This is a genomic window from Sporosarcina sp. P12(2017) (assembly GCF_002743035.1).
Taxonomy (GTDB): domain Bacteria; phylum Bacillota; class Bacilli; order Bacillales_A; family Planococcaceae; genus Sporosarcina; species Sporosarcina ureae.
On sequence record NZ_PDYL01000025.1, the window covers coordinates 16,231 to 37,072 of the forward strand.

Genomic DNA, 20,842 nt, shown 5'->3' on the forward strand with positions numbered 1-20,842 from the left:
CACTATAGACGAATTACAAATTCGGTAGAACTTTTCTAGCGCCTAAAATCAACCACGTGCTCAGTACAAATGGCATCGTCAATGCGGGAAGTCCTAACGGTAATAACCAAATACTAACACTCGCCATGAGAGGAACTGTAATACATGCCGCCACCACACCTGTAATGGGTGCAAAGCGATTTTCCTTCGTGTTGTACACAACCGATACGGCTAGAATGGTTAAAATAGCATTGTAACCATATAACCCTAGCATGACCAGCCTATGTTCTCCAGCTAAAGCAAGGGCTGTAACACATGCAGCCACGTTACCAATCACCGCATATATGCCCATTTTCCTGCTAGCCCAAAATACTGCAATAAATAATAAAAGACCAGGTAAAGCTTCTGTGAGGAAAAAGATTTGACCGATACCATTGAAAGTTGCTTGGAGTAGATTGATCTTGCCTTCTATATGCAATTCCCAATTAGCTAAACTTTGAGGAGACAGGGAGTCACTTAACTTGATACTCTCGAGTTTGTAGGACGCAAGCAATGTAAACCAAGTTAATAGAATGAATGGTAATGTCAAGATTGGGATGTCAAAGTTGCCTAAGAAATACATGAGCGTAGCTGTGAGTATCGCAGTGACCGCCGCTCCTACCAATGCCACAATCCAGGCAGTAGGTCCGGTCAAAAATGTCTGCAGCACCAATCCCGAAAGCACAGAGTTATAGCTGATCAAACCTTTATTGACCAATGTTTGATCTGCTCCGCCTACTTTTGCAACGAGTGTACCAATCATGGCGGATAAAAGTGCAATGATGCCTAATGAAAATGACGATACCGAAATAGCTAATAAAATTAGAAGGCCTGTTATCGTGTTTTCAATATAAATGATTTGGGATATTCCTTTAAGAGATGCTTTAAGAAAAGTAGTGAAACTTCCTTCTTTTATCATGTGCTTCGTTTGATTTGCTCTTATTTTTCGCCCCAAATTGTCTCACCTATTTCATTTACTTTAGTGTCATGCTAATTCAGATGATATTACATTGTTCTGAAGTGTGTTGGTTGCCTTAATATCAAGTTTTCCGCTAAAGGTCTAGTTCTTATACATTAAATGTACATAGTGCGACAATCACACCCATATATGGGAGACAGCAAAACAAGTGAACGTAAAGGAAGAAAATACAAAAACAGCGTCTTTGGTTTCGAACGCACGCTTTATAATTTTCGACCTATTCTTTACATGACCACATATACGAAGTCCTCTCTAGATGACTTTAATAAAGCTAGAATAATGTAAATTACAATTACTACTTTTTCAGCTCAACAAAATAACCTATAACTGAAATCTCTTGTACAAGAATTGCGAAAGTTTATTTCAATATACTCTTTCAAAAACATCGGTTATCATTTTGAGTACCGACGCTTAGGGATAACCAAACTAACAACAATCCCCACAAGACTCGCTATTATAGTTTTTATAAGAATGTTATTTAGAAGTCCCTCAATTAGATATTCTATAAACTTTTGATACCACGTTGCTTCTGGAACCCAATCTATTACATAGCCTATCCCTAATATTGCAGGCAAACTTATTGATATATAAACTAAAACACTTGTAATGAACATCGCTTTCAGGTTCATAGATGCCTCCTAACTTCTTGAACCATTGGACTTGATAAGTTTAGTCGACATGACTAAGAGATAGTTTCATGTAGTTGAAAATGATCCATTTCGAGCGCCTCATCAAAAGTACTTGAATCTGAAAAGTCAAGATGGACGTATTCATACGCATCACCAAATGTGGCTTTGGCTTTTTCAACATTTCGAACCGCACAGACCATCGGAATCTTTTCATTATTTAAATAGTTAGCGACTTGCAGACCAACTTTTCCAGTGAAACCTGTCACTAAAATTTTCACTACAGACACCTCACAATAATAATTAAATTACACAGCAAGTATTGGTTTTTAAAAGATGATTTTTTCCCAGTCTTCTCTTATACTACTAGTACATCAACGGAAAGGAATTACTACATGATTACACAATTTTTCTCCTACTACAAGCCACATCGGCGCTTGTTCTTGATCGATTTTTTCAGTGCCATTTTCGTAGCACTTCTTGAACTAGCTTTCCCTCTCGCTGTTCAGTGGTTTATTGACGGACTTCTGCCGTCAGGAGATTGGAATCGAATTATCACCGTGAGCTTTTTACTATTGCTCGTCTATTTAGTAAGTACGTTTCTTCATTATATTGTTAGCTATTTAGGGCATAAGCTCGGAATTAACATCGAAACCGATATGCGCCGTGAATTGTTCGAACATGTGCAGAAGCAATCTTTCCGATTTTTTGACAATACAAAAACGGGCCATATTATGACGCGCATCACAACCGATTTATTTGATATCGGTGAACTGGCTCACCATGGACCAGAAGATGCTTTCATTGCGATCATGACTATTTTAGGTGCGTTCGGCATCATGTATACAATTAATCCAGAACTCGCTTTAATCGCCATCGTGATGGTTCCGTTGCTCGCAGTAGTCGTCTCTTACTCTAATAAGAAGATGAATGCAGCGTGGCATAAAATGTATCAAAATATCGCGGATGTCAACGGGCGGGTGGAGGATTCTGTATCCGGCTCACGCGTTGTGAAATCATTTACAAATGAAGACTTTGAAATACGTCGTTTCCAGGAAGACAATGGTCAGTTCCGCTTAGCTAAACTAAAAGCGTATAAAGTTATGGCATGGGCTACGTCTTCAATGTACATGCTCACTCGCCTCGTCACACTCGTCATTTTGATTGTAGGCGCTTGGTTCACAGTGAATGATAAATTAACGTACGGTGAACTAGTCAGCTTTATTTTATTCAGCAATATATTAATTAAACCTATTGATAAAATTAGTGCTTTGCTGGAATTATATCCAAAAGGAATGGCGGGATTTAGTCGTTTCCGTGCGTTAATTGACCAAGAGCCAGAGATAAAAGATGGAAAGAATGCAAAAGTCGTCGATCAGTTACGCGGAGATATTACACTTAACGACGTAACATTTGGTTACGACCCAGAGCGACCGGTCTTACGCAATATCGACTTAACGATTCATGCTGGACAAACCGTTGCGTTCGTCGGTCCGTCAGGTGCTGGAAAGACAACTATTTGTTCACTTATCCCTCGTTTCTATGAAGTCAATGAAGGTTCTATTTCAATTGATGGATTAGATATTCGGGAAATGACACAGAAATCATTACGTAGTCAAATTGGGATTGTCCAGCAAGACGTCTTCTTATTTACAGGAACGATTCGTGATAATATCGCGTACGGTAAATTACATGCGACAGACGAGGAAGTAGTTGAAGCAGCAGAAAAAGCACATCTTACCGACTTGATCAACAGTATGCCGAATGGCTATGACACGCAAATTGGTGAACGTGGATTAAAACTATCGGGTGGTCAAAAGCAACGCCTAGCCATTGCTCGGATGTTCTTGAAAAATCCACCGATTCTCATTCTAGATGAAGCGACTTCCGCACTCGATACAGAAACAGAGCGCATCATCCAACAATCACTAGAAGAATTATCCGTTAATCGCACCACACTCATTATCGCGCATCGCCTCACTACGATTCGCAATGCCGACCAAGTCATCGTGATGACAGAAGACGGTATCGAAGAGCAAGGAACGTATGAAAATTTAGTACGACAAAACGGGACATTCGCTCAATTGCACCAAACAAACCAAGTATAAATAAACAGTAAAATACCTGTGTCACAAACTTACGTGTTTGTGACACAGGTATTTTTTAATATGGAGTTCAAGATAGAACACTTTCGAAATTACTCCAAGCGCATAGTCGTGATGCATGTATTATCCCCATCGAACGTAGTAATTTCAGATACTGTCTCTTTCGTATCCTGTTTAATGGTTACGGTAAATGTGTCATTACGTGGTAGCCACAAGTCGATAAACCCATTGGCTTCCGTTTCTTTGGTTTCATTAAGGATCACATTGCCTTTTGAATCTTCTATATGCACATCAAACTCTTGCTCAACGAGTTCTCCTTGACAGCCTGTTAAACTATGGATATCACAAGGGTGCGTGGTGTTAACGAATGGAGCGATGGAGACAAAAAATTCATCTTCTGGAAGACCGTACGTTGTTACTTTTTTATCGTGATCCGTGACAATTAGTTCTGACGATGTAATAGAAGCCGACGCAGCTACAGCATTTCTAACTGTATAGTCGTTGACTAATTCTTTAATATCTACTGACTCTTGTGATGTTGGTGATGGTTGTACTTCATTATCCGCATTTTCATTACTACAACCGACTGATAAAGCGGTGATTAGTAGCAATATCGCTATCATTTTTCCTTTCATCTTTTCACAACCTATTCCATTTTTTGTGTCTGATTAGAAGAGCAATTGTAACGAAAGTTTGACCGTTTGTGTAAAGTGTACAAACTCTTTACATAAGTACAATCAAAAGAGCTGCGCGAGACAACTCCATCATTGGATCATTACTTTTCTGATAGCTCGTCTTCAACAACCCACTTGTGATTCTGTACTTCTTCTCCATCAGTTGTTGACGCATAATCGATCATATAGACCGTAGTCTGTTCTACAGATTCAATTTCTGCTTTTGCGCCTTCCATTCCATCCATATGATCCGCGAGTACAGTCACTTCAGCTCCTTTTTCTAGAGGAGCAGGTGCTGGATCTTCTATTTCTTCGTGCACGACCCATTTATGATCCAACACTTTTTCGCCGCCATCTGTCGGTGTGTAGTTGATGGAATAGGCAGCCGTATCAAATGCGCCAACGATAGTTGCAGTAGCCCCTTTCATCCCTTCCATATGATCTGTTTCAATAATTGCCTCAGATCCAACCGGGTATGTCGGGTTTTCGGCTTCCGTTAAACCTTCAGGAATACTTCCGTCACTCGAATGGTCCATCCCTTGTATATCATTGTGTGAAGTTTCTTCACTCTTAACGGGTTCTTCTTTTGGTGTCGTCGCTCCACATCCTGCAAGCACTAGAGCAAACGCTGCACTTATTGAAAGTACTTGTTTTTTCATATGACTTCACTCCTTCATTAAATTAATACTAGTATAGCAATTTCTGTTCTTGCTTTAAGCTAAATCCTTAAACTCCTTAGAAACTCCTCAATTGTTATAAGGCCCACGTAAAGATGTTGGCATGATTTTTGTACAAGTATTGCTAGTCCTACACGTAATCGGTGCTTTCTGCATACATTTTCGATACGTTTATCTTATACTGCTCAATAGAGGGAAAAGTAGCGCATGCTATGAATAAAATTTCAACGAAGTTAGCGGCTTCATTCATCATTTCATTTCTTATTTTGGATGCATTGCTGATGATCTATTTACATCAAACCATCACACATGCCCGGGTGGATGAAGAACTAGACCGACTCTTAAAAACGGGTAGCAATCATCGAAATGTGTTGGAAGATAATTATACTGAAACGACTCTACACCATATTATTCTTATGGAAAGCGGTGGTGAACGAGACGTCGCGATTCTCGATGATAGAGGAAATATCGTGCAACATTCATTGGAAAACGAAGAAATTCTTATTCCATATATATCTGAACTAAATGAAAAGCAACTGGCGGAAGATACTATATTACCCGTTGATTGGAAGAAATCTCCTTACCTTGTCAGCGTACATCCATATGAAGCAACAGGTAATTCAGGGGCTCTCGTCATGCTTCAAAGTACAATTCCTATACGGCAACTTGTCAATCAACTCAATGTTCATTTTCTACTTGCAGGTGGCGGAAGTATTGTCGTTCTGTTTGTTGTCTACTTATTACTATCCAAATGGTTGACACGTCCACTCATTCGGATGAAAGAAGCAACGGAACAGATGAGCGAAGGTTTATACGATGTGGACTTGCCGAAGTTGTCTAATGATGAGCTGGGAGAACTGGCAGCCTCCATCCGGAAATTATCGAATGACTTGAGTCGTGTCAAACGTGAACGAAAAGAATTTCTAGCCTCCGTGTCTCATGAAATGGGAACCCCCCTTACGTACTTGATCGGCTATGCCAAAGTCGCTCAGCGTACAGAACTGAATGATACGGAACGATTTAACTACTTATCGATTATTGAAGAAGAAGCTGAGCGATTAAAAACACTCGTGAAAAACTTAATGGATCTAGCGCAAATGGATGAAATGACGTTCACTGTGACGAAATCCGAATTCGCTGCTGAGGAGTTCATTCGAGATATTGTGCAGCTTGTCCAACCATCATTTGATTTGAAAGGAATAACGCTTCGGATCGAACAAGTCCGCGATTTCCCTATCGTGGCAGATCGAATGCGCCTCGAACAAATTATTCTTAACCTGTTAGACAACGCGCTTCACTATTCTGAAACCAGTAGCACCGTAATCATTCGTGCGTTTCAAGATAAAAAGCATGTACTATTACAAGTTGAAGACAGCGGATGCGGTATTGCAGTGGAAAATCAGCAACAAATATTTGAAAAGCTGTATCGTGTCGAGAAATCTCGTTCCCGTTCATTTGGCGGTGCTGGCCTTGGTTTGGCGACAGTGAAGGAATTAACAGAAGCGCACGGTGGCACGATCGAGGTAGAAAGTGAATTAGATCAAGGGAGTATCTTTACGGTACGATTATATTGAAAGTAGGTGACGCATATGAAGACCATTTTGCTTGTTGATGATGAACAACGCATGCTCGATCTGCTCGAACTATTCCTCGCGCCACACGGATATCGCTGTTTGCAAGCGACTGACGGCCAAAAAGCAATTGAGCTATTCCAGGTGGAGGACGTACATCTCGTGTTGCTCGATGTCATGATGCCTGGTATGGATGGATGGGAAGTTTGCCGCAGAATGAGAGAAGTTTCAGCTGTACCTGTAATTTTATTAACGGCTCGAACCGACAAATCCGATGTTGTAAAAGGACTTGACCTAGGGGCAGATGATTATATTACGAAACCATTTGACGAGCGGGAACTCATCGCGAGAGTGCGCGTGGCATTACGGCGTTCAGAGAACGAAAATCAACCGAAGACTATTCATGAAGGTCCATTTACTCTTGACTTGGAGTCCTATTCCATCCTGTATGACACGCATGAAGTGCGTCTTACGTTAAAGGAGTTCTATATTATAGAAGCGATGATGACTCGGCCAAATCGGACGTTTACCCGGGAAGACTTGCTTCAAGTAGCTTGGGAATTTGACACGTATACAGAGGTTCGGACAGTCGATTCACATATTCGAAATTTACGGGATAAGTTGAGGAAATCAAATTTTCTAATTGACGAGATTTTGGTGACGGTTTGGGGTATCGGCTATAAGTGGAGATAACTACATATCATGCTATAAAGATAGAAAAGGCTACTTTCCACGAATGAATGGAGAGTAGCCTTTTCTTAATTACGTAAAATAACATACACAAGATACACGACGTACGCTACAGCTAGCATGAGCCCTTCACGCTTACCAATTTTGAAGCCAGTTCTAGCGAATAGCAATAATACTAGGGTCAATACAAGCATAATGATGACGTCAATAAACACTTTATCGTTCACTGCGATAGGCGTAATGACAGAGGAAGCCCCGAGAACAAACAGGATGTTAAAAATATTGCTACCGACGATGTTCCCTAAAGCGATTTCACTTTCTTTTTTCAAAGCCGCTGAAATTGATGTAACCAATTCAGGCAATGACGTACCGATCGCAATGATCGTAAGACCGACTAATGTTTCGCTCATGCCAAGAGAATAAGCGATTTTCGTGGCGTTGCTAACGACCAAATCGCCTCCGAATATAATCGCTGCCAACCCGACTAGCGTAATTAGTATATTCTTCCCCCACTTCACATTATCAGTGGCTTGTGTAAGTGTAGCATTTTGACGACTTCGAAGGCCAAGTTCAATCACATAGTACATAAAGATCGAAAGGAATAGTAAGAAAATAATTCCATCGCCGCGTGTGATCATATTGCTGCTGAAGCCTTGTAATGCCATATCACTCATCAACACCAACATGACTATACTTGCTAATAAAGTGAACGGAATCTCTTTCCGGATAGTCTCACTTTGTACCTTCAACGGAAACAGAAATGCCGCCATCCCGACAACGATGGTGATATTGAATATATTACTTCCGACTACGTTCCCCACTGCGACGTCTGCGTTTCCGCCCATCGCTGCAATAATACTGACCGTCGCTTCTGGTGAACTAGTTCCGAGCGCTACAATGGTGAGACCAATCAAAATAGGTGGAATTTGCAACAGTCTTGCAATATTTGAAGAGCCATCCACGAAATAGTCGGCACCTTTTATTAATAATACAAATCCAATAATGAGTAAAACATAGGACATATATTGGTTACCTCCTCCATAGGAATGATATTTCTAATTAGTTGTATGCAAGTGTGTCTAGACTACAATAAAATAATTGCATCAATTACTGCATACTTGATGCATATTATGACAAGCACCATGATAAAAACAAAATATGTATGTGACTTTACTTCCCCATAGCATTCATCCTTCTCAATCCCAGATATGTTATACAATGTAAACTCTACTACACTGATCCTTCCCCCTTTTATTTTTTCTTTTTGATTATCTCACGTCATCACTACTTATGCATCTTACAAGTCATACAAAACATTCATTTCTCATCATTACATGCTTTCTTGAGTGTTGTTGAAAAGATTTTATAAAAATAGCTTGTCCATAGATCTATCTTTACAGACAAGGCAACGATATAATTTTCCAGAAACTTACTATAGGACTGAATGTACAATATTTTGGGGGTTTTCTTCTGATTACGCATTTCTGCTTCCTCACCAATCACACTAGTTACGGGTAAATAACGGAACCTATGAAAATTAACAGAATAATTACTCTTTAAAAACCGATTTAGGTATGGTATACTATTCCTGTTCGAACAATTAAATACTAATACTAGGGGTGTCCAACGTTATTGGACTGAGATGGAATGACAGTACACGCATTCCGGACTCTTTGGACCTGATCTGGCTCGTACCAGCGTAGGGAAGTTTTCATTTTATCAGCAACGCTTATTTTGCGTTTTGAAGACCAGGTCCTATCTACGGAACTGGTCTTTTTTGTTGCCGATTCCCATCACTTGAATCGAGTCATGTCGCCCCTTAAAAGGAGACGATGACAAAATGCAAGAGAAGAAAGAAGAAATCCGTATCCATGAATGTTTTCCGGCAAGTAGCAAGACTTATGTACAAGGAAGTCGTCCTGACATACTCGTACCGATGCGCGAAATTGAACTATCACCAACTGTAACTGATCAAGGTGAAATACCAAATGAACCTTTCCGTGTCTATGATACAAGCGGGAAATATACGGAAGCTGGTTATCAAGTGGATATCCAAAAAGGACTCCCGAATATTAAGAAGAACTGGATAGTTGAACGAAATGACGTGGAAGAGTATGAAGGTCGGCAAGTGAAGCCACAGGATAATGGGTACCGTTCAATGGAAAAAATGAAAAATGACGCAGAATTTCCATTGTTGAAACGCAAACCATTACGAGCAAAAAGTGGCATGAATGTTACACAAATGCATTATGCACGCAAAGGAATCATTACACCTGAAATGGAATTCATTGCAATCCGCGAAAATGTAACGCCTGAACTTGTACGGGATGAAGTGGCGAGAGGACGGGCGATTATACCGTCTAATATTAACCATCCAGAAGCGGAACCGATGATTATCGGTAGTAAATTCCATGTGAAAATCAATGCGAATATCGGAAATTCTGCGGTCTCCTCATCAATTGCTGAGGAAGTGGAAAAGATGACATGGGCTACACGTTGGGGTGCAGATAATATCATGGATTTATCAACGGGAAAGAACATTCATACAACACGTGAATGGATCATCCGCAACTCACCTGTCCCAGTGGGAACGGTCCCATTATATCAAGCGTTGGAAAAAGTAAACGGCAAAGTGGAAGATCTCTCATGGGAAGTATTCCGCGACACATTGATTGAGCAGGCTGAGCAAGGTGTCAGCTACTTTACCATTCATGCGGGTGTTCTGCTCCGTTATATTCCCATGACGATTCATCGTGTGACCGGCATTGTCTCACGTGGTGGTTCTATTATGGCCCAGTGGTGTATGTTGCATCATAAAGAAAGTTTTCTATACACACACTTTGAAGATATATGTGAAATTATGAAACAGTACGATATCGCGTTTTCCTTGGGAGATGGATTACGTCCCGGCTCAATTGCTGATGCCAATGACGAGGCACAATTCGCTGAACTTGAAACACTTGGCGAACTAACGAAGATTGCTTGGTCCCATGATGTGCAAGTCATGGTAGAAGGTCCTGGACATGTGCCTATGCATTTAATTAAGGAAAATATGGATAAGCAAATGGAGATTTGTCAAGAAGCGCCTTTTTATACACTCGGTCCTTTGACGACAGATATTGCTCCTGCCTATGACCACATCACATCTGCTATTGGTGCGGCTATGATCGGCTGGTTCGGGACAGCGATGTTATGTTATGTAACCCCTAAAGAACATCTTGGTCTACCGAATAAAGATGATGTGCGTGAAGGCGTCATTACGTATAAAATTGCAGCCCATGCAGCTGATTTAGCAAAAGGTCATCCGAATGCATATAAACGCGACAACGCATTATCAAAAGCCCGTTTCGAATTCCGTTGGCGAGATCAATTTAATTTAAGTTTGGATCCTGAACGCGCGATGGAATATCATGATGAAACATTGCCGGCTGAAGGAGCCAAGATCGCCCACTTCTGTTCGATGTGCGGACCTAAATTTTGCAGTATGCGAATTTCACACGACATTAGAAAATATGCTGATGAAAACAGTTTAGAAGAGAAGCTAGCAATGGAAAGTGGCATGAAGGAAAAGGCTGAAGAATTTAAAAAATCCGGTGCTGAAATCTATCTTTAATAAGGAGTGAATGGAGTTATGACAACCGAACAGTTAATTCATCAGATCTCTGTAAAACGCCGAAATCTTCATCAGTTAGAAGAACAGTTGGCTCTCCTGCAAGCACAATGCATACACGAATATACAGAAACTGTAACATATAGGAAATGTATGAAATGCTTGAAGATCGAGAGTGTCCATTATTAATACATGTTCTGCTATTCAAATACAGGCTTTGTGCTCTATTGGCTTTCTGAAAAACTCATCGGTATTGTGACGTACTATCGTTTTCCATTCACGCGCCCAATTACACAAATACTTTTAGCCGTTGTCCTTTAAAAGTTGGATTTCATGTTGGTACAATAAAAAGCGACCCACCACGCCTCTTTGCAATGCGGATCTAGGTGGGTCATTTTTATCATGATAACAAGATCTGAAATCGTAGACTTTTTCAATGTAGCCCATTACTAAAATAGATACGTTTAATCAAACTCTTCATATTCATTCGGGTGCTGCCCTTCTACTCTTCCCGCTTCACCTTTATCTAAAGAATCAATTTGTCTCATATCTTCTTCAGTCAATTCAAAGTCGAATACATCGAGATTCGCTTTTTGATGGGCATAGTTAGAAGATTTTACGACCGTTAAAATATCATTCTGTAGGTTCCAACGAATAATAATTTGCGCTGGTTCCTTATTGTGTTTTTTAGCTATCGAGACAATCGTTTCATTTTCTAACACGTCATTTAATTCACGCCCTAAAGGACTCCAAGCTTCTGTTACGATACCGCGGCTTTTATTGTATTCCACTAGTTCGTTATTGTTAAAATACGGATGGCGTTCAATCTGATTGGTCGCCGGCGTTACACCTGTTTCCTCTATGATACGCTCTAGATGTTCCGGTAAGAAATTAGAAACACCAATCGTCTTAATCAGTCCGAATTTCTGCGCATCGACTAAAGCTTGCCACGCTTCTACGTATTGATCTTGTTTTGGAAGTGGCCAATGAATCAAGTATTTATCAAAATAATCGATTCCGATACGGTACAGTGACTCTTGGATCATCAGAATTGCTCTTTCGTAATCATGTGAAGCTCCAGGAAGTTTGGAACTGATCATCAGTTCTTCCCTAGGTACAGATGACCGCCGAACCGCTTCTCCTACCATTCCTTCATTATTATAATTCGTTGATGTATCAATCAGTCTGTAACCCGCTTCGATCGCCGTTAACGTACTGACTACACCTTGCGCACCTTTTACTTTAACCGTTCCGAAACCAATTGAAGGAAGGCTCGTTCCATCATTCAATCGCATCGATTGTACTTTCAACTGTTCCATTTTTATCTTACTCCTTTTTTAAAAGTAAACTCTTCTACTCGTCTCATCCATGTAATTTCCCTTGCTGAAAGTGAACTAAACATTCATTCCCCTTTAGAATCAAAAAGCACCTGTGTCTGCAATACACATGAATAGCTAAACATCCACGTGTATTGCCGGCACAAATGCACTTCTTACTTTTCCTTAAACGATCGAAACAGCATATAGCAAAATAAAACAAAACCAGAGAAAGCGATAATGAACTGTACACCAAATCGATCTACTTCCGCCACTTGTTGTAACACTTGGAATGGATTGAAAACTATATCCCAACTATTGAAACGTAGGAACCTTCCAATATAAACACCGATTCCTGTCAGTAAACCGACACTTAAAATACTGGCGTAGCCGACCTTCCTTGAATACTTCATTCTGACAATCTGTTCGAAAATATAAACAGACTCCAGCCCTACTACGATGGAATAAAAAAAGCCCATGGCAATCACTAATAACTTCGTCCATATCAAAATGTCGTGGCTGTATACTATACCGCCACCCGGCGCATACGGTACTACATTTGCCATCCACCTGAACTTTTCATTCGCTATATGAATAAAATCCGTTACGAGATAGACGGAATTAGGGAAGAAAAATAACCAAAGCAATATCCAGAAAACAGACCAACTAATTTTTCTCTGCCCTACCGTCATGACTGCTTGACGAATAAAGAATAACGGTAATATGGCCAACAACACATTCCAAGACAACGCCGCATAGAGAAAATCCAAACTCTCAAAGAGCATGACTAGACAGACGCCCCAATAAGCAAACATGAATAATACTAGCACTTTATGTTTTTCAAAAAATATCTTCATGGAACCTCCCCTAGCAAGAATTGTTATATATTACCTCTTAATCTTGAATGAACTACAAGTGTAAACGAATTCAATCGAGTTAAGTTGCACCTGCATATGAAATTGTATAGAGTTCTTGATGAAGAATATCAATAGTTTGATTGTATACCTTGAGGGGTATATAGTGAAACTAAATAGACCATATAAAACCTATTAACTGGAGGATTTAAATTGAAACGCATAAAAACTATAGAAGAATGGCAAACTGTTAGGGACGGTTCTAAAAAACAATCCGTTCTTCTCTTTAAAATGAGTTTGACATGTTTCAGTAGCCTATCCGCAAAAAAAGAATTACATAAACTCGTTACGGACTTACCACTCTATGTCATTATCGTACAGACGGATCAAGCCGTTTCGAAAGCGATTGAAAGTGACTTAAGCGTAAGACATGAATCGCCGCAATTGTTAATTGTAAAAGATCAGAAAGCAACATGGCAAGCCACTCATTATCATATTAAAGAATCCCTAGTTCGTGATGCGATTGAAATGTATAGCTAATCATAAAATATCTGCGCATGAGATTCTCAGGAATGTATATACATTCCTAGTAGTTTCAGATACGGGTATTATTACAGATTTTCACATCAAGCAAACAAAACTTTATTTTGTTTGCTTGATTGTGATGTAGTTGTTATAGCGGCACTCCCTGTATTCTCAACACCGTACTATCGCTTCCCCATCTCCCTTGTTTAGCACCCGTAGCTTTAACTCAAAGCTACGTATTCACTTTTTAAAAATGAAACAACTCCACGCACGACACATGTATGGATAGGTGCACTCCCTCAAGTATTTCACCACTTTATTTATTCAATTTTATCATCCATACAAGTAGATCTTGCAGAACTGTTGTATGGAGAGTGTAGTAAATATACTGCCCCTTTTTCTCCGAAGTGACAAGCCCTGCGGTACGTAAGATGTTTAAATGATTGGAAATGCTCGGCTTACTCATCTCGAATTCTTCATGTATTTCACTGGCAGTTAAAGAACCTTCTTCACTGAGTAGAGTGAGTATTTGTCTTCTCGTTTCATCGTTTAGAGCTTTAAAGATTTCATTCACAGTAAATTACTCCTTCACAAATAGTAATTAGATGTTTACCTAAATAAGTAATTACCTAATTATATAACTATATTATGAATAGTCAACCTGTGATATGGATATGCAGTTTTCATATGCAATTAGATAAGCTTGAAAATACTATTAACTGTACAAGGTTCCCAATACGCACGGAAGCACCTCCTAAATCTTTCTATAAATCAACATTGGAAATCACTATGAAAGGTTAGCGCATACAATTCACTGGTACAGATTGATAAGGAATGCAAATAGAAAATTAGTGAAACAATACAAAAAAACACTGAAAATATATTCAGTGTTTTCGCTTGTTATGTAATACGTCTTCATCTTCAAACTACGATTGCGCCTTCTGATAGAAATTCATTTCTTAAAACTAATTAATTTAAATTTAAACAAGATGGTTGTTCCAAAACTCATTAAGAAATGAACAAATATGGGAACTAAGAGATTGTTTGTTTTAAAATAGATCCAACCAAAAACTAGACTTGGGATGGTGATATTTAATAACATCATAGGCTTTTTGACGTATTGGATATGAAAGACTAGAAACAATACAGTCGTGGATAGTATGGCAACCCATTGGTGACCTGTATATATGAAAAATAAGTTCTGGATAATGCCTCTAAATAATAGTTCCTCAAACAGCGCGACTAAAAACATGAACATAATTAGTGATGATAATGTACCGTCTTGATACGTTTTATTCGTGTTATCAATGTAGTTGGAAGGAATAATAAACGTTAAGACGACTCCGAATAGTAATAACGCAATGGAAGCAATACCTGAAATCACTATAGATTCTATTGGCTTGTCAAAGGAAAGTAGATTTTGGATAGTTAATACGTCATAAACTACTAAACCAAAGATGACAGCTATACAAAGAAATGATAATGAAGAAAATGCAAACATCACGTCTTTAGTAATGATATCGCGTTTTATATTTTTTGACCCGCTCTTTATATGATCCATACATATGACGTCCTCTCTAGATGCCTTTAATGTAGCTGAAATGATAAAGGTTTCATTAATTTAACAGTTGCTAAACGATCGTCTACGCTTCGACCTTCTTATTTTACTCTAGTAGTTGCTATAGTAAAATGTCCATTGATACGAGACCTTTGTTAAGTCTGTTAAAAGCATTAAAAGCACCGCATATACGCGATGCTTTTAATGCTTTAATTCGTTATCCATTCAGGTTTTGAACTACTGAACGGTTTAAAAATTTATCCGAACTTTTCTATTCTTATTTCAGTTCACTCAACAGCTCACCTAATTTTTTCACGCTAGCTGTTTCATCTGTTACGGTTTGCTGCAATAGCTCTTCCTGTCTGCCGAGCGCATCTGTCAAAGTAGCGATTTCTACTGACAAATCTGGCTTCGTTTGTTCTTTCTTCGCTTGTAAAGACTTGATCGTGTCAAATAGGTCTTCATGGTCGACAATTCGTCCAGCACCCCACATGAGCTGCTCTTTCGGTGCTTTTATGACATAGTCCGTGAAGTAGTTGAATACTTCCTGATCGAAGTCATACGCATACCAGTTGTTGTCAATTGCGTACAAGTACTCGTCCAGTGGCGTGGCGATATCACCTGTAGTTAATGCCTCAATGGAAGCAGTTAAGTTTTTCACGTTATTTTGCGCATGTTCGTGAGGGAAAATCGGTTCATCTTCCCACGTCAATCGCACGAATTGGTCTTCCGCATATTTATAAGCAGCCAACAAGTCGCTATTCAACTCACGACTTTCCTCGTATAACTTCTTCGCTCGGTCAGCATCCTCTTTTTTGAGTGCTTCCGCATACTCTTTATTAATGTCAGCGACTTTTGCATTCACTTCTTCTGCACTAGACATCGCGTGATCGATCTCTTTCGTCAAGTCGTCCGAAGCAACAGATGCCTGTTTAAATGCATCGGCGTCGATCAAGTCTTTCAGTGCCTGCAGACGTGTTGTGAAGTCTAACGGTACAATTGCCGTTTGATCGTAATGTATTGTCAATAAACCATAAAGGTTTAAGTGGAATTTCAGTGCCTCGGCGTTGAACGCGTCTTCGCTGTCGAATTGAGAATGATAATGAGAATGCATAAATTCACTATCTTGGAAATCATTCCGAAGCGCTGGCACACCGGCAATACTAAATGAGAAATCATCTGACCATGTACGTAGTGGAGAAACGACTGAAATCCCATCTTTGTACACGTCGGATAACGGTGGCACTTCTTTTGCGAACTCCGTCAAGTAGTTATTCAACTCGTACGTCGAGCGGATTTCATCTTGTGTCGTATGTTCAAATGCCGGAAGTTCGAAGTTCATATTCGCAAACGTCTTTCCGACCCACTCGGGATGAATATTAAAGATTTGATTGTAGGCACCTGTCGACCAGTCGTATCGAGTATTCGACTTACCCCATTCTTCCGCTGCAATCGCATTGAAGATAATGGTCTTTTCTGGTTGATAGCCGCTGTCAATCATACCTTTAGCGATTCCCAACATCATGCCGATTGCTGCATTGTCATCTTGGAAGCCCGCGAAATACGAATCATAATGGCCAGATAACAGGATATAGGAATCCGGATCTTTTCCGACGATTTTCCCGTAATAATTATACGCTTCTTGATCCATCTTCACAGTAGATTTAGCATCAAATTTCACGGTAAGCGTGTCATTTTTACTTGCTTCTAGTGCCTTTTTCAGTTCACCTGCATCGGTCTGAGACATCGAGAATGCAGGAGCATCGTCCGGTCCACAAATATCCTGTGTATTCAACGCATCTGGATCCACTTCGGCATAGCCAGCTTCCTGTACCGCGATGACCGCCGCCGCCCCTTTCACATGCGCTTGATAAGTAGGATAATTAATCCACCATTCTTCTCGTTGATTGATATCAATTAACACGAGTTTCCCATCGATATCCAAGCCTTCTAAATCTGCTGCAGTCCCTTTACCTGCATAGACGATCTCAAGTTCTTTCACACCGTTCGTATCAAAGTTCACTTGATAGCCGCCTAGTACAGCTAAATGCTCTTTCCCGGCAGTATCTGTAAAGGTTAAATCGGCCTTCTCAAACTCCCAACTATCTACCGTAAATGCATCTTTTGTCACTTCGGTCAGTCCGATTTTCTTCATTTCTTCTCCAATTTTCTCCCCTGTCTATCGTTCTGCTTCTGAACCTGCAGTACGATAGCCAAGTTTCTCATTGGTTTTATATTCTTCCATTCCTTTAGCGAATTCAAAAGCATATTCCACATCTACTTCAGATAAGTACTTGTCCTTTTCATCTGAGAGTGGAGCGGTCTTTACGTCCTCTACAGGCTCTTTCTTCTCTTTGGAAGTATCTTCTTTTGGCGTACACGCAACGAGTGACGTTGCAACGAGCATGGACAACGTTAAGTAACTCACCATCTTTTTCATTTATCACAGTCCTTTTCATTTATTGCAATCAATTCATTAAACGATAGAGAGAGAGTTTTCGCAATAGTTTTTTGGGTTTTTATCACGAATTCTATTGAATATTTTTGATGAGTTATATTCACAATAGATTACAACAAACAAAACGCACTTCTGTTTGCTTTAACACTTCCGATAATGGAGTTTGTTCGAATGGCTATTCGTCTTTCAGCGTCCAAAACTTCATCGATAGTGATTTGCTGAATTCTAAACTCACCTCTCTAGTTTTTCGATTTAAACTAGGTTAAGATTCTCCATTCTCAACTTCACCCTAATTTTTATCAACCAAAAAACCGCGTAAATTCAAGTTGTAAAACTTGGTTTCACACGGCTTTAATTTTGCTGTCATTATTTCTTTATCCATTTCGACTCAACAGGAATCCCTGCATCAGCAAATAGATTATATACCGGGCATCTTCTTTCAACTTCTGTTTTCAATTGCTCGATCGCCTCGTCTGACTCATTCGTAGTGATTTCACAAACAAAACGAACTTTTTGGAAATGAGTTTTTATGCCTTCTTCCCCCAGCAAACCTCTAGCATCCACGATTCCCGTCGTATCAAAATCAATGGCTGTAAAAGTAAAGCCTTGTTCGTTCGCAATTAATGGAATCATCACTGCTTTACAGCCATTCAGCGCAGCTGCGATAAACTCAAGTGGATTTGCCCCAGTATCGGTTCCCCCTAAGTGAACAGGCTCATCCATCGGAAATCCTTCAAAGTCTCGGATCGTATGTGTAGAGCGAACCCCTTCATCCCATTTCGCTGTAGCAGAAATCTTCACTAACGTATTGTTTGTTGTTGACATAAAACCCATCCCCTTTTAATTCATACTATTATAATATGCATTGTAGCATATGGAAGTACTAAATGTAATAGGAAATGAAAAGTTATTGTGCAAATTCACAGAAATTTATAAAATATGTGAGAAGTATACGACAAGATCAGCTAGTCAGCCATTATACAATTTGACTCGCTTGATAAATAGTGAACAGACAAAACCAATAATTGATATGATCGTCGCAAATAAAAATGCATTCTGTACACCTGAAATGACCGCTTCCGCTTGATGAGCAGCTGTAATCGGGTCGCTGATATTTCGTAAGAATGTATTTTGTGACGTATTTAATATAGTAATCCCAATCGCTGTACCAATTGCTCCAGACGTTTGGATCGCGGAGTTAACGATCGCCGTACCATCAGGGTAGCGGTTTAACTGTAGCGAGTTTATTCCATTTGTTTGAGATGGCGTCGTCACCATCGACATACTCATCATTAATAATATAAAGAAGATGATAATTAAGTAAAAACTAGTTGTCGATGAAATCGTCGCAAAAAATAGCGCAGCCACCGTACTAATTGTAAATCCACCAATAACTAAGCCTCGCGGACCATAGCGATCAAAAATACGTCCGCTGACCATCGACATAATACCGTTAAAAATACCACCAGGTAACAGTAACAGACCTGCTTTCGAAGCAGATAAACCAAGTCCTGCTTGCATAAATAAAGGCAGTAAAATATTGGAGGAGAATATAATTAGATTCGCAAACAACGTAATGATAATGCCTAATGTAAACATTGGATGCTTAAACACTTCCAAATGAAGCATCGGTTCCTTAATAGATAATTGACGAAAAGCATATACAACGAGGGCGACCAAGCCAGTTACAAACGCTACAATCACAATCGGACTTGACCATCCTTCACTTTCGCCCGCATAGCTAAATCCAAAGACAATACCACCAAAACCAATGGTAGACAGAATAATGGATAACACATCGATCTTTTGCTTCTGAACAGCGGATAAATTCGGCAAGTAAATAACACCAAATATCAATGCGAAAATGAGGATCGGAGCGATTATCCAAAATATCATATGCCAATTGAAATAATCAATAATCAATCCGGCAGAAATCGGACCAATAGCAGGCGCAAACATCATCACAAGGCCTACTAAACCCATCGCAGTCCCTCTTTTCCATGGTGGAAAAAGAATAAGAACTGTATGGAATAACAATGGAACCAATAAACCCGTCCCGATTGCTTGAATAATTCGTCCAGTTAACAATATAGTGAAACTCGGGGAAACCGCAGCAATGAGTACTCCTACTATAGAAAAACTCATACTCGTGATAAAAAGATTTCTTGTCGGAACACGTTTGATGAGTAATCCTGAAACGGGAATGATTATACCGAGTACGAGTAAATACCCCGTGGTTAACCACTGCGCCGTAGATGCAGAAATAGCGAATTCCTTTATCAAGTCATTCATCGTCATATTTAATGCTGTTTCACTAAATAATCCGATAAATCCGCCAATCAATAACACAGTCATGATCGGAGCAACTTTTAACTCTTTATTTTTTATTTTTTCTTGTATTGAATCTTCCATATATCGAACCTTCCTCCATATCATTTACTGACCATAAAAAATAAGATAACATCTAGCCACTGCGATAGCTAGATATTACCTAAGTAAAGTGCTGATATTGTGTGTTTGGGAAGTATTCAAACATTCATTTATTTTCATGCGCAGTATTTTTCTCGCCTATCGTCAAAAGACTTAAGGAATATCTACTTATCGCTATATGATTTTACTTACGTATCATTTCGGCTGGAGTAATCGCTTCATATGGAAGAAATGTCGTGCTAATTTTCGTAATGAACCAATTCTCACGGCCCGGTTCCGGATTCTTTTCTACCGTAATCACTTTATGCCCTTTGCCGAAACTCGCATAGGATGTGATCAGGTCATATGCAAGAGTGAATTGTTTTTTGTTAATATTAATAAAAGCAGTTCAATCTTTTCTCTAATTCGTTGTGGGACTCCCCAAAATGATAAACAGTATCTTTTTTTCAAAATGACAGGATGAAGGATTGAATTACAGACAGAGGAGGTTGTCTCCTTCATGTATATGAATAAACTCTGTTATGATAGTAGGGTAAAGTAAAACTTGTCGGTGGAAGGGGAAAAAATAGTCTCCAACCCGCAAATTAAAAATACAAAAAGAGGAGGAATCATAAGGTGATTATTCATCCAATCAAAGCCTTTTCTGATAATTATGTATGGTGCATCCAAGAAGAAACAGAGGCAGTTGTGGTTGATCCAGGAAACGCGAGAGTTGTCCTTGATTACCTTGAAGAAAAGCAGCTTCGTTTGG

At 39.5% G+C, this 20,842-nt stretch carries 20 protein-coding genes and 1 riboswitch; of the genes, 5 read left to right on the forward strand and 15 right to left on the reverse strand.

The genetic code is table 11. The annotated features are described in order from the left end of the window. Positions 1-13 precede the first annotated feature (13 nt). The 3 genes from CSV80_RS16070 to CSV80_RS16080 all read right to left on the reverse strand — a co-directional run bounded on the left by CSV80_RS16070 (position 14) and on the right by CSV80_RS16080 (position 1,904). Entirely contained in the window at positions 14-937 is a 924-nt protein-coding gene (locus CSV80_RS16070) for an urea transporter (RefSeq protein ID WP_143560466.1), read from the reverse strand. Positions 938-1,389: 452 nt separating this feature from the next. Further along, complete coding sequence (locus tag CSV80_RS16075) at positions 1,390-1,626, reverse strand: hypothetical protein (RefSeq protein WP_199083939.1); 237 nt, start codon at positions 1,624-1,626, stop codon at positions 1,390-1,392. Between the two features lie 53 nt (positions 1,627-1,679). Next, positions 1,680-1,904, reverse strand: coding sequence for an NAD-dependent epimerase/dehydratase family protein (locus CSV80_RS16080; protein WP_233201538.1), 225 nt, complete (start codon positions 1,902-1,904; stop codon positions 1,680-1,682). Positions 1,905-2,018: 114 nt separating this feature from the next. Here CSV80_RS16080 and CSV80_RS16085 point away from each other — a divergent pair, with 114 nt between their 5' ends. Beyond that, a complete protein-coding gene (locus CSV80_RS16085) occupies positions 2,019-3,731 on the forward strand; it encodes an ABC transporter ATP-binding protein (protein ID WP_099670182.1) in 1,713 nt (570 codons plus the stop codon). 89 nt (positions 3,732-3,820) lie between these two features. On the opposite strand, the gene CSV80_RS16090 is transcribed toward CSV80_RS16085, so the two are convergent. Both CSV80_RS16090 and CSV80_RS16095 read right to left on the reverse strand, forming a co-directional pair. Continuing rightward, positions 3,821-4,363, reverse strand: a complete 543-nt coding sequence (locus CSV80_RS16090; protein ID WP_099670181.1) for a CueP family metal-binding protein — start codon at positions 4,361-4,363, stop codon at positions 3,821-3,823. Positions 4,364-4,503: 140 nt separating this feature from the next. Then, positions 4,504-5,061 carry a YdhK family protein gene (locus tag CSV80_RS16095; protein ID WP_099670180.1) on the reverse strand — a complete coding sequence of 186 codons (558 nt, stop codon included), beginning with the start codon at positions 5,059-5,061 and terminating at the stop codon, positions 4,504-4,506. 230 nt (positions 5,062-5,291) lie between these two features. On the opposite strand from CSV80_RS16095, the gene CSV80_RS16100 reads away from it, so the two are divergent. Then, positions 5,292-6,653 carry a sensor histidine kinase gene (locus CSV80_RS16100; RefSeq protein ID WP_099670179.1) on the forward strand — a complete coding sequence of 454 codons (1,362 nt, stop codon included), beginning with the start codon at positions 5,292-5,294 and terminating at the stop codon, positions 6,651-6,653. A gap of 15 nt (positions 6,654-6,668) precedes the next feature. Further along, positions 6,669-7,343, forward strand: coding sequence for a response regulator transcription factor (locus CSV80_RS16105; RefSeq protein ID WP_099670178.1), 675 nt, complete (start codon positions 6,669-6,671; stop codon positions 7,341-7,343). A 65-nt stretch (positions 7,344-7,408) separates the two neighbouring features. Here the strand turns inward: CSV80_RS16105 and CSV80_RS16110 are convergent, their stop codons facing one another. Next, positions 7,409-8,362, reverse strand: a complete 954-nt coding sequence (locus tag CSV80_RS16110) for a calcium/sodium antiporter (RefSeq protein ID WP_099670177.1) — start codon at positions 8,360-8,362, stop codon at positions 7,409-7,411. A 583-nt stretch (positions 8,363-8,945) separates the two neighbouring features. Beyond that, positions 8,946-9,063, forward strand: a riboswitch (TPP riboswitch). 117 nt (positions 9,064-9,180) lie between these two features. On the opposite strand from CSV80_RS16110, the gene thiC reads away from it, so the two are divergent. Next, entirely contained in the window at positions 9,181-10,953 is a 1,773-nt protein-coding gene (thiC, locus tag CSV80_RS16115) for a phosphomethylpyrimidine synthase ThiC (protein WP_099670176.1), read from the forward strand. A gap of 16 nt (positions 10,954-10,969) precedes the next feature. Here the strand turns inward: thiC and CSV80_RS18080 are convergent, their stop codons facing one another. The 3 genes from CSV80_RS18080 to CSV80_RS16125 all read right to left on the reverse strand — a co-directional run bounded on the left by CSV80_RS18080 (position 10,970) and on the right by CSV80_RS16125 (position 13,123). After that, a complete protein-coding gene (locus tag CSV80_RS18080; RefSeq protein ID WP_255407665.1) occupies positions 10,970-11,092 on the reverse strand; it encodes a hypothetical protein in 123 nt (40 codons plus the stop codon). A 322-nt stretch (positions 11,093-11,414) separates the two neighbouring features. Then, positions 11,415-12,269 carry an aldo/keto reductase gene (locus CSV80_RS16120; protein WP_199083938.1) on the reverse strand — a complete coding sequence of 285 codons (855 nt, stop codon included), beginning with the start codon at positions 12,267-12,269 and terminating at the stop codon, positions 11,415-11,417. A gap of 173 nt (positions 12,270-12,442) precedes the next feature. Further along, positions 12,443-13,123 carry a DUF1361 domain-containing protein gene (locus CSV80_RS16125; protein ID WP_099670175.1) on the reverse strand — a complete coding sequence of 227 codons (681 nt, stop codon included), beginning with the start codon at positions 13,121-13,123 and terminating at the stop codon, positions 12,443-12,445. A gap of 210 nt (positions 13,124-13,333) precedes the next feature. Between CSV80_RS16125 and ytxJ the strand changes: the two genes are divergently transcribed. After that, a complete protein-coding gene (gene ytxJ, locus CSV80_RS16130) occupies positions 13,334-13,660 on the forward strand; it encodes a bacillithiol system redox-active protein YtxJ (protein ID WP_099670174.1) in 327 nt (108 codons plus the stop codon). Positions 13,661-13,961: 301 nt separating this feature from the next. Here ytxJ and CSV80_RS16135 read toward each other — a convergent pair whose 3' ends face one another. From CSV80_RS16135 to CSV80_RS16160, 6 genes are all read right to left on the reverse strand, one after another. Then, positions 13,962-14,219, reverse strand: coding sequence for an autorepressor SdpR family transcription factor (locus tag CSV80_RS16135; RefSeq protein ID WP_099670173.1), 258 nt, complete (start codon positions 14,217-14,219; stop codon positions 13,962-13,964). Between the two features lie 378 nt (positions 14,220-14,597). Then, positions 14,598-15,206: a CPBP family intramembrane glutamic endopeptidase gene (locus CSV80_RS16140; protein WP_199083937.1), complete on the reverse strand. Its 609-nt coding sequence runs from the start codon at positions 15,204-15,206 to the stop codon at positions 14,598-14,600. Between the two features lie 274 nt (positions 15,207-15,480). Beyond that, the gene (locus tag CSV80_RS16145; protein WP_099670172.1) at positions 15,481-17,358 is read right to left on the reverse strand and encodes a M28 family peptidase; all 1,878 of its coding nucleotides are present in this window, start codon (positions 17,356-17,358) and stop codon (positions 15,481-15,483) included. A 24-nt stretch (positions 17,359-17,382) separates the two neighbouring features. Continuing rightward, positions 17,383-17,643, reverse strand: a complete 261-nt coding sequence (locus CSV80_RS16150) for a hypothetical protein (RefSeq protein ID WP_099670171.1) — start codon at positions 17,641-17,643, stop codon at positions 17,383-17,385. Between the two features lie 384 nt (positions 17,644-18,027). Then, positions 18,028-18,486 (reverse strand): OsmC family protein, encoded by a 459-nt coding sequence (locus tag CSV80_RS16155; RefSeq protein ID WP_099670170.1) that lies wholly within the window; start codon positions 18,484-18,486, stop codon positions 18,028-18,030. A gap of 144 nt (positions 18,487-18,630) precedes the next feature. Next, on the reverse strand, positions 18,631-20,073 hold the full coding sequence (locus CSV80_RS16160) for a DHA2 family efflux MFS transporter permease subunit (protein ID WP_099670169.1): 1,443 nt from the start codon (positions 20,071-20,073) through the stop codon (positions 18,631-18,633). Positions 20,074-20,842 lie beyond the last annotated feature (769 nt).

What these genes read in the sequence shown, in the direction of transcription:
- CSV80_RS16070 (WP_143560466.1), bottom strand. Translation starts at nt 937, where the DNA reads ATGATAAAAGAAGGAAGTTTCACTACTTTTCTTAAAGCATCTCTTAAA.
- CSV80_RS16075 (WP_199083939.1), bottom strand. Translation starts at nt 1,626, where the DNA reads ATGAACCTGAAAGCGATGTTCATTACAAGTGTTTTAGTTTATATATCA.
- CSV80_RS16085 (WP_099670182.1), top strand. Translation starts at nt 2,019, where the DNA reads ATGATTACACAATTTTTCTCCTACTACAAGCCACATCGGCGCTTGTTC.
- CSV80_RS16090 (WP_099670181.1), bottom strand. Translation starts at nt 4,363, where the DNA reads ATGAAAGGAAAAATGATAGCGATATTGCTACTAATCACCGCTTTATCA.
- CSV80_RS16095 (WP_099670180.1), bottom strand. Translation starts at nt 5,061, where the DNA reads ATGAAAAAACAAGTACTTTCAATAAGTGCAGCGTTTGCTCTAGTGCTT.
- CSV80_RS16100 (WP_099670179.1), top strand. Translation starts at nt 5,292, where the DNA reads ATGAATAAAATTTCAACGAAGTTAGCGGCTTCATTCATCATTTCATTT.
- CSV80_RS16105 (WP_099670178.1), top strand. Translation starts at nt 6,669, where the DNA reads ATGAAGACCATTTTGCTTGTTGATGATGAACAACGCATGCTCGATCTG.
- CSV80_RS16110 (WP_099670177.1), bottom strand. Translation starts at nt 8,362, where the DNA reads ATGTCCTATGTTTTACTCATTATTGGATTTGTATTATTAATAAAAGGT.
- thiC (WP_099670176.1), top strand. Translation starts at nt 9,181, where the DNA reads ATGCAAGAGAAGAAAGAAGAAATCCGTATCCATGAATGTTTTCCGGCA.
- CSV80_RS18080 (WP_255407665.1), bottom strand. Translation starts at nt 11,092, where the DNA reads ATGTTACAGTTTCTGTATATTCGTGTATGCATTGTGCTTGCAGGAGAG.
- CSV80_RS16120 (WP_199083938.1), bottom strand. Translation starts at nt 12,269, where the DNA reads ATGGAACAGTTGAAAGTACAATCGATGCGATTGAATGATGGAACGAGC.
- CSV80_RS16125 (WP_099670175.1), bottom strand. Translation starts at nt 13,123, where the DNA reads ATGAAGATATTTTTTGAAAAACATAAAGTGCTAGTATTATTCATGTTT.
- CSV80_RS16140 (WP_199083937.1), bottom strand. Translation starts at nt 15,206, where the DNA reads ATGGATCATATAAAGAGCGGGTCAAAAAATATAAAACGCGATATCATT.
- CSV80_RS16145 (WP_099670172.1), bottom strand. Translation starts at nt 17,358, where the DNA reads ATGAAGAAAATCGGACTGACCGAAGTGACAAAAGATGCATTTACGGTA.
- CSV80_RS16150 (WP_099670171.1), bottom strand. Translation starts at nt 17,643, where the DNA reads ATGAAAAAGATGGTGAGTTACTTAACGTTGTCCATGCTCGTTGCAACG.
- CSV80_RS16155 (WP_099670170.1), bottom strand. Translation starts at nt 18,486, where the DNA reads ATGTCAACAACAAACAATACGTTAGTGAAGATTTCTGCTACAGCGAAA.
- CSV80_RS16160 (WP_099670169.1), bottom strand. Translation starts at nt 20,073, where the DNA reads ATGGAAGATTCAATACAAGAAAAAATAAAAAATAAAGAGTTAAAAGTT.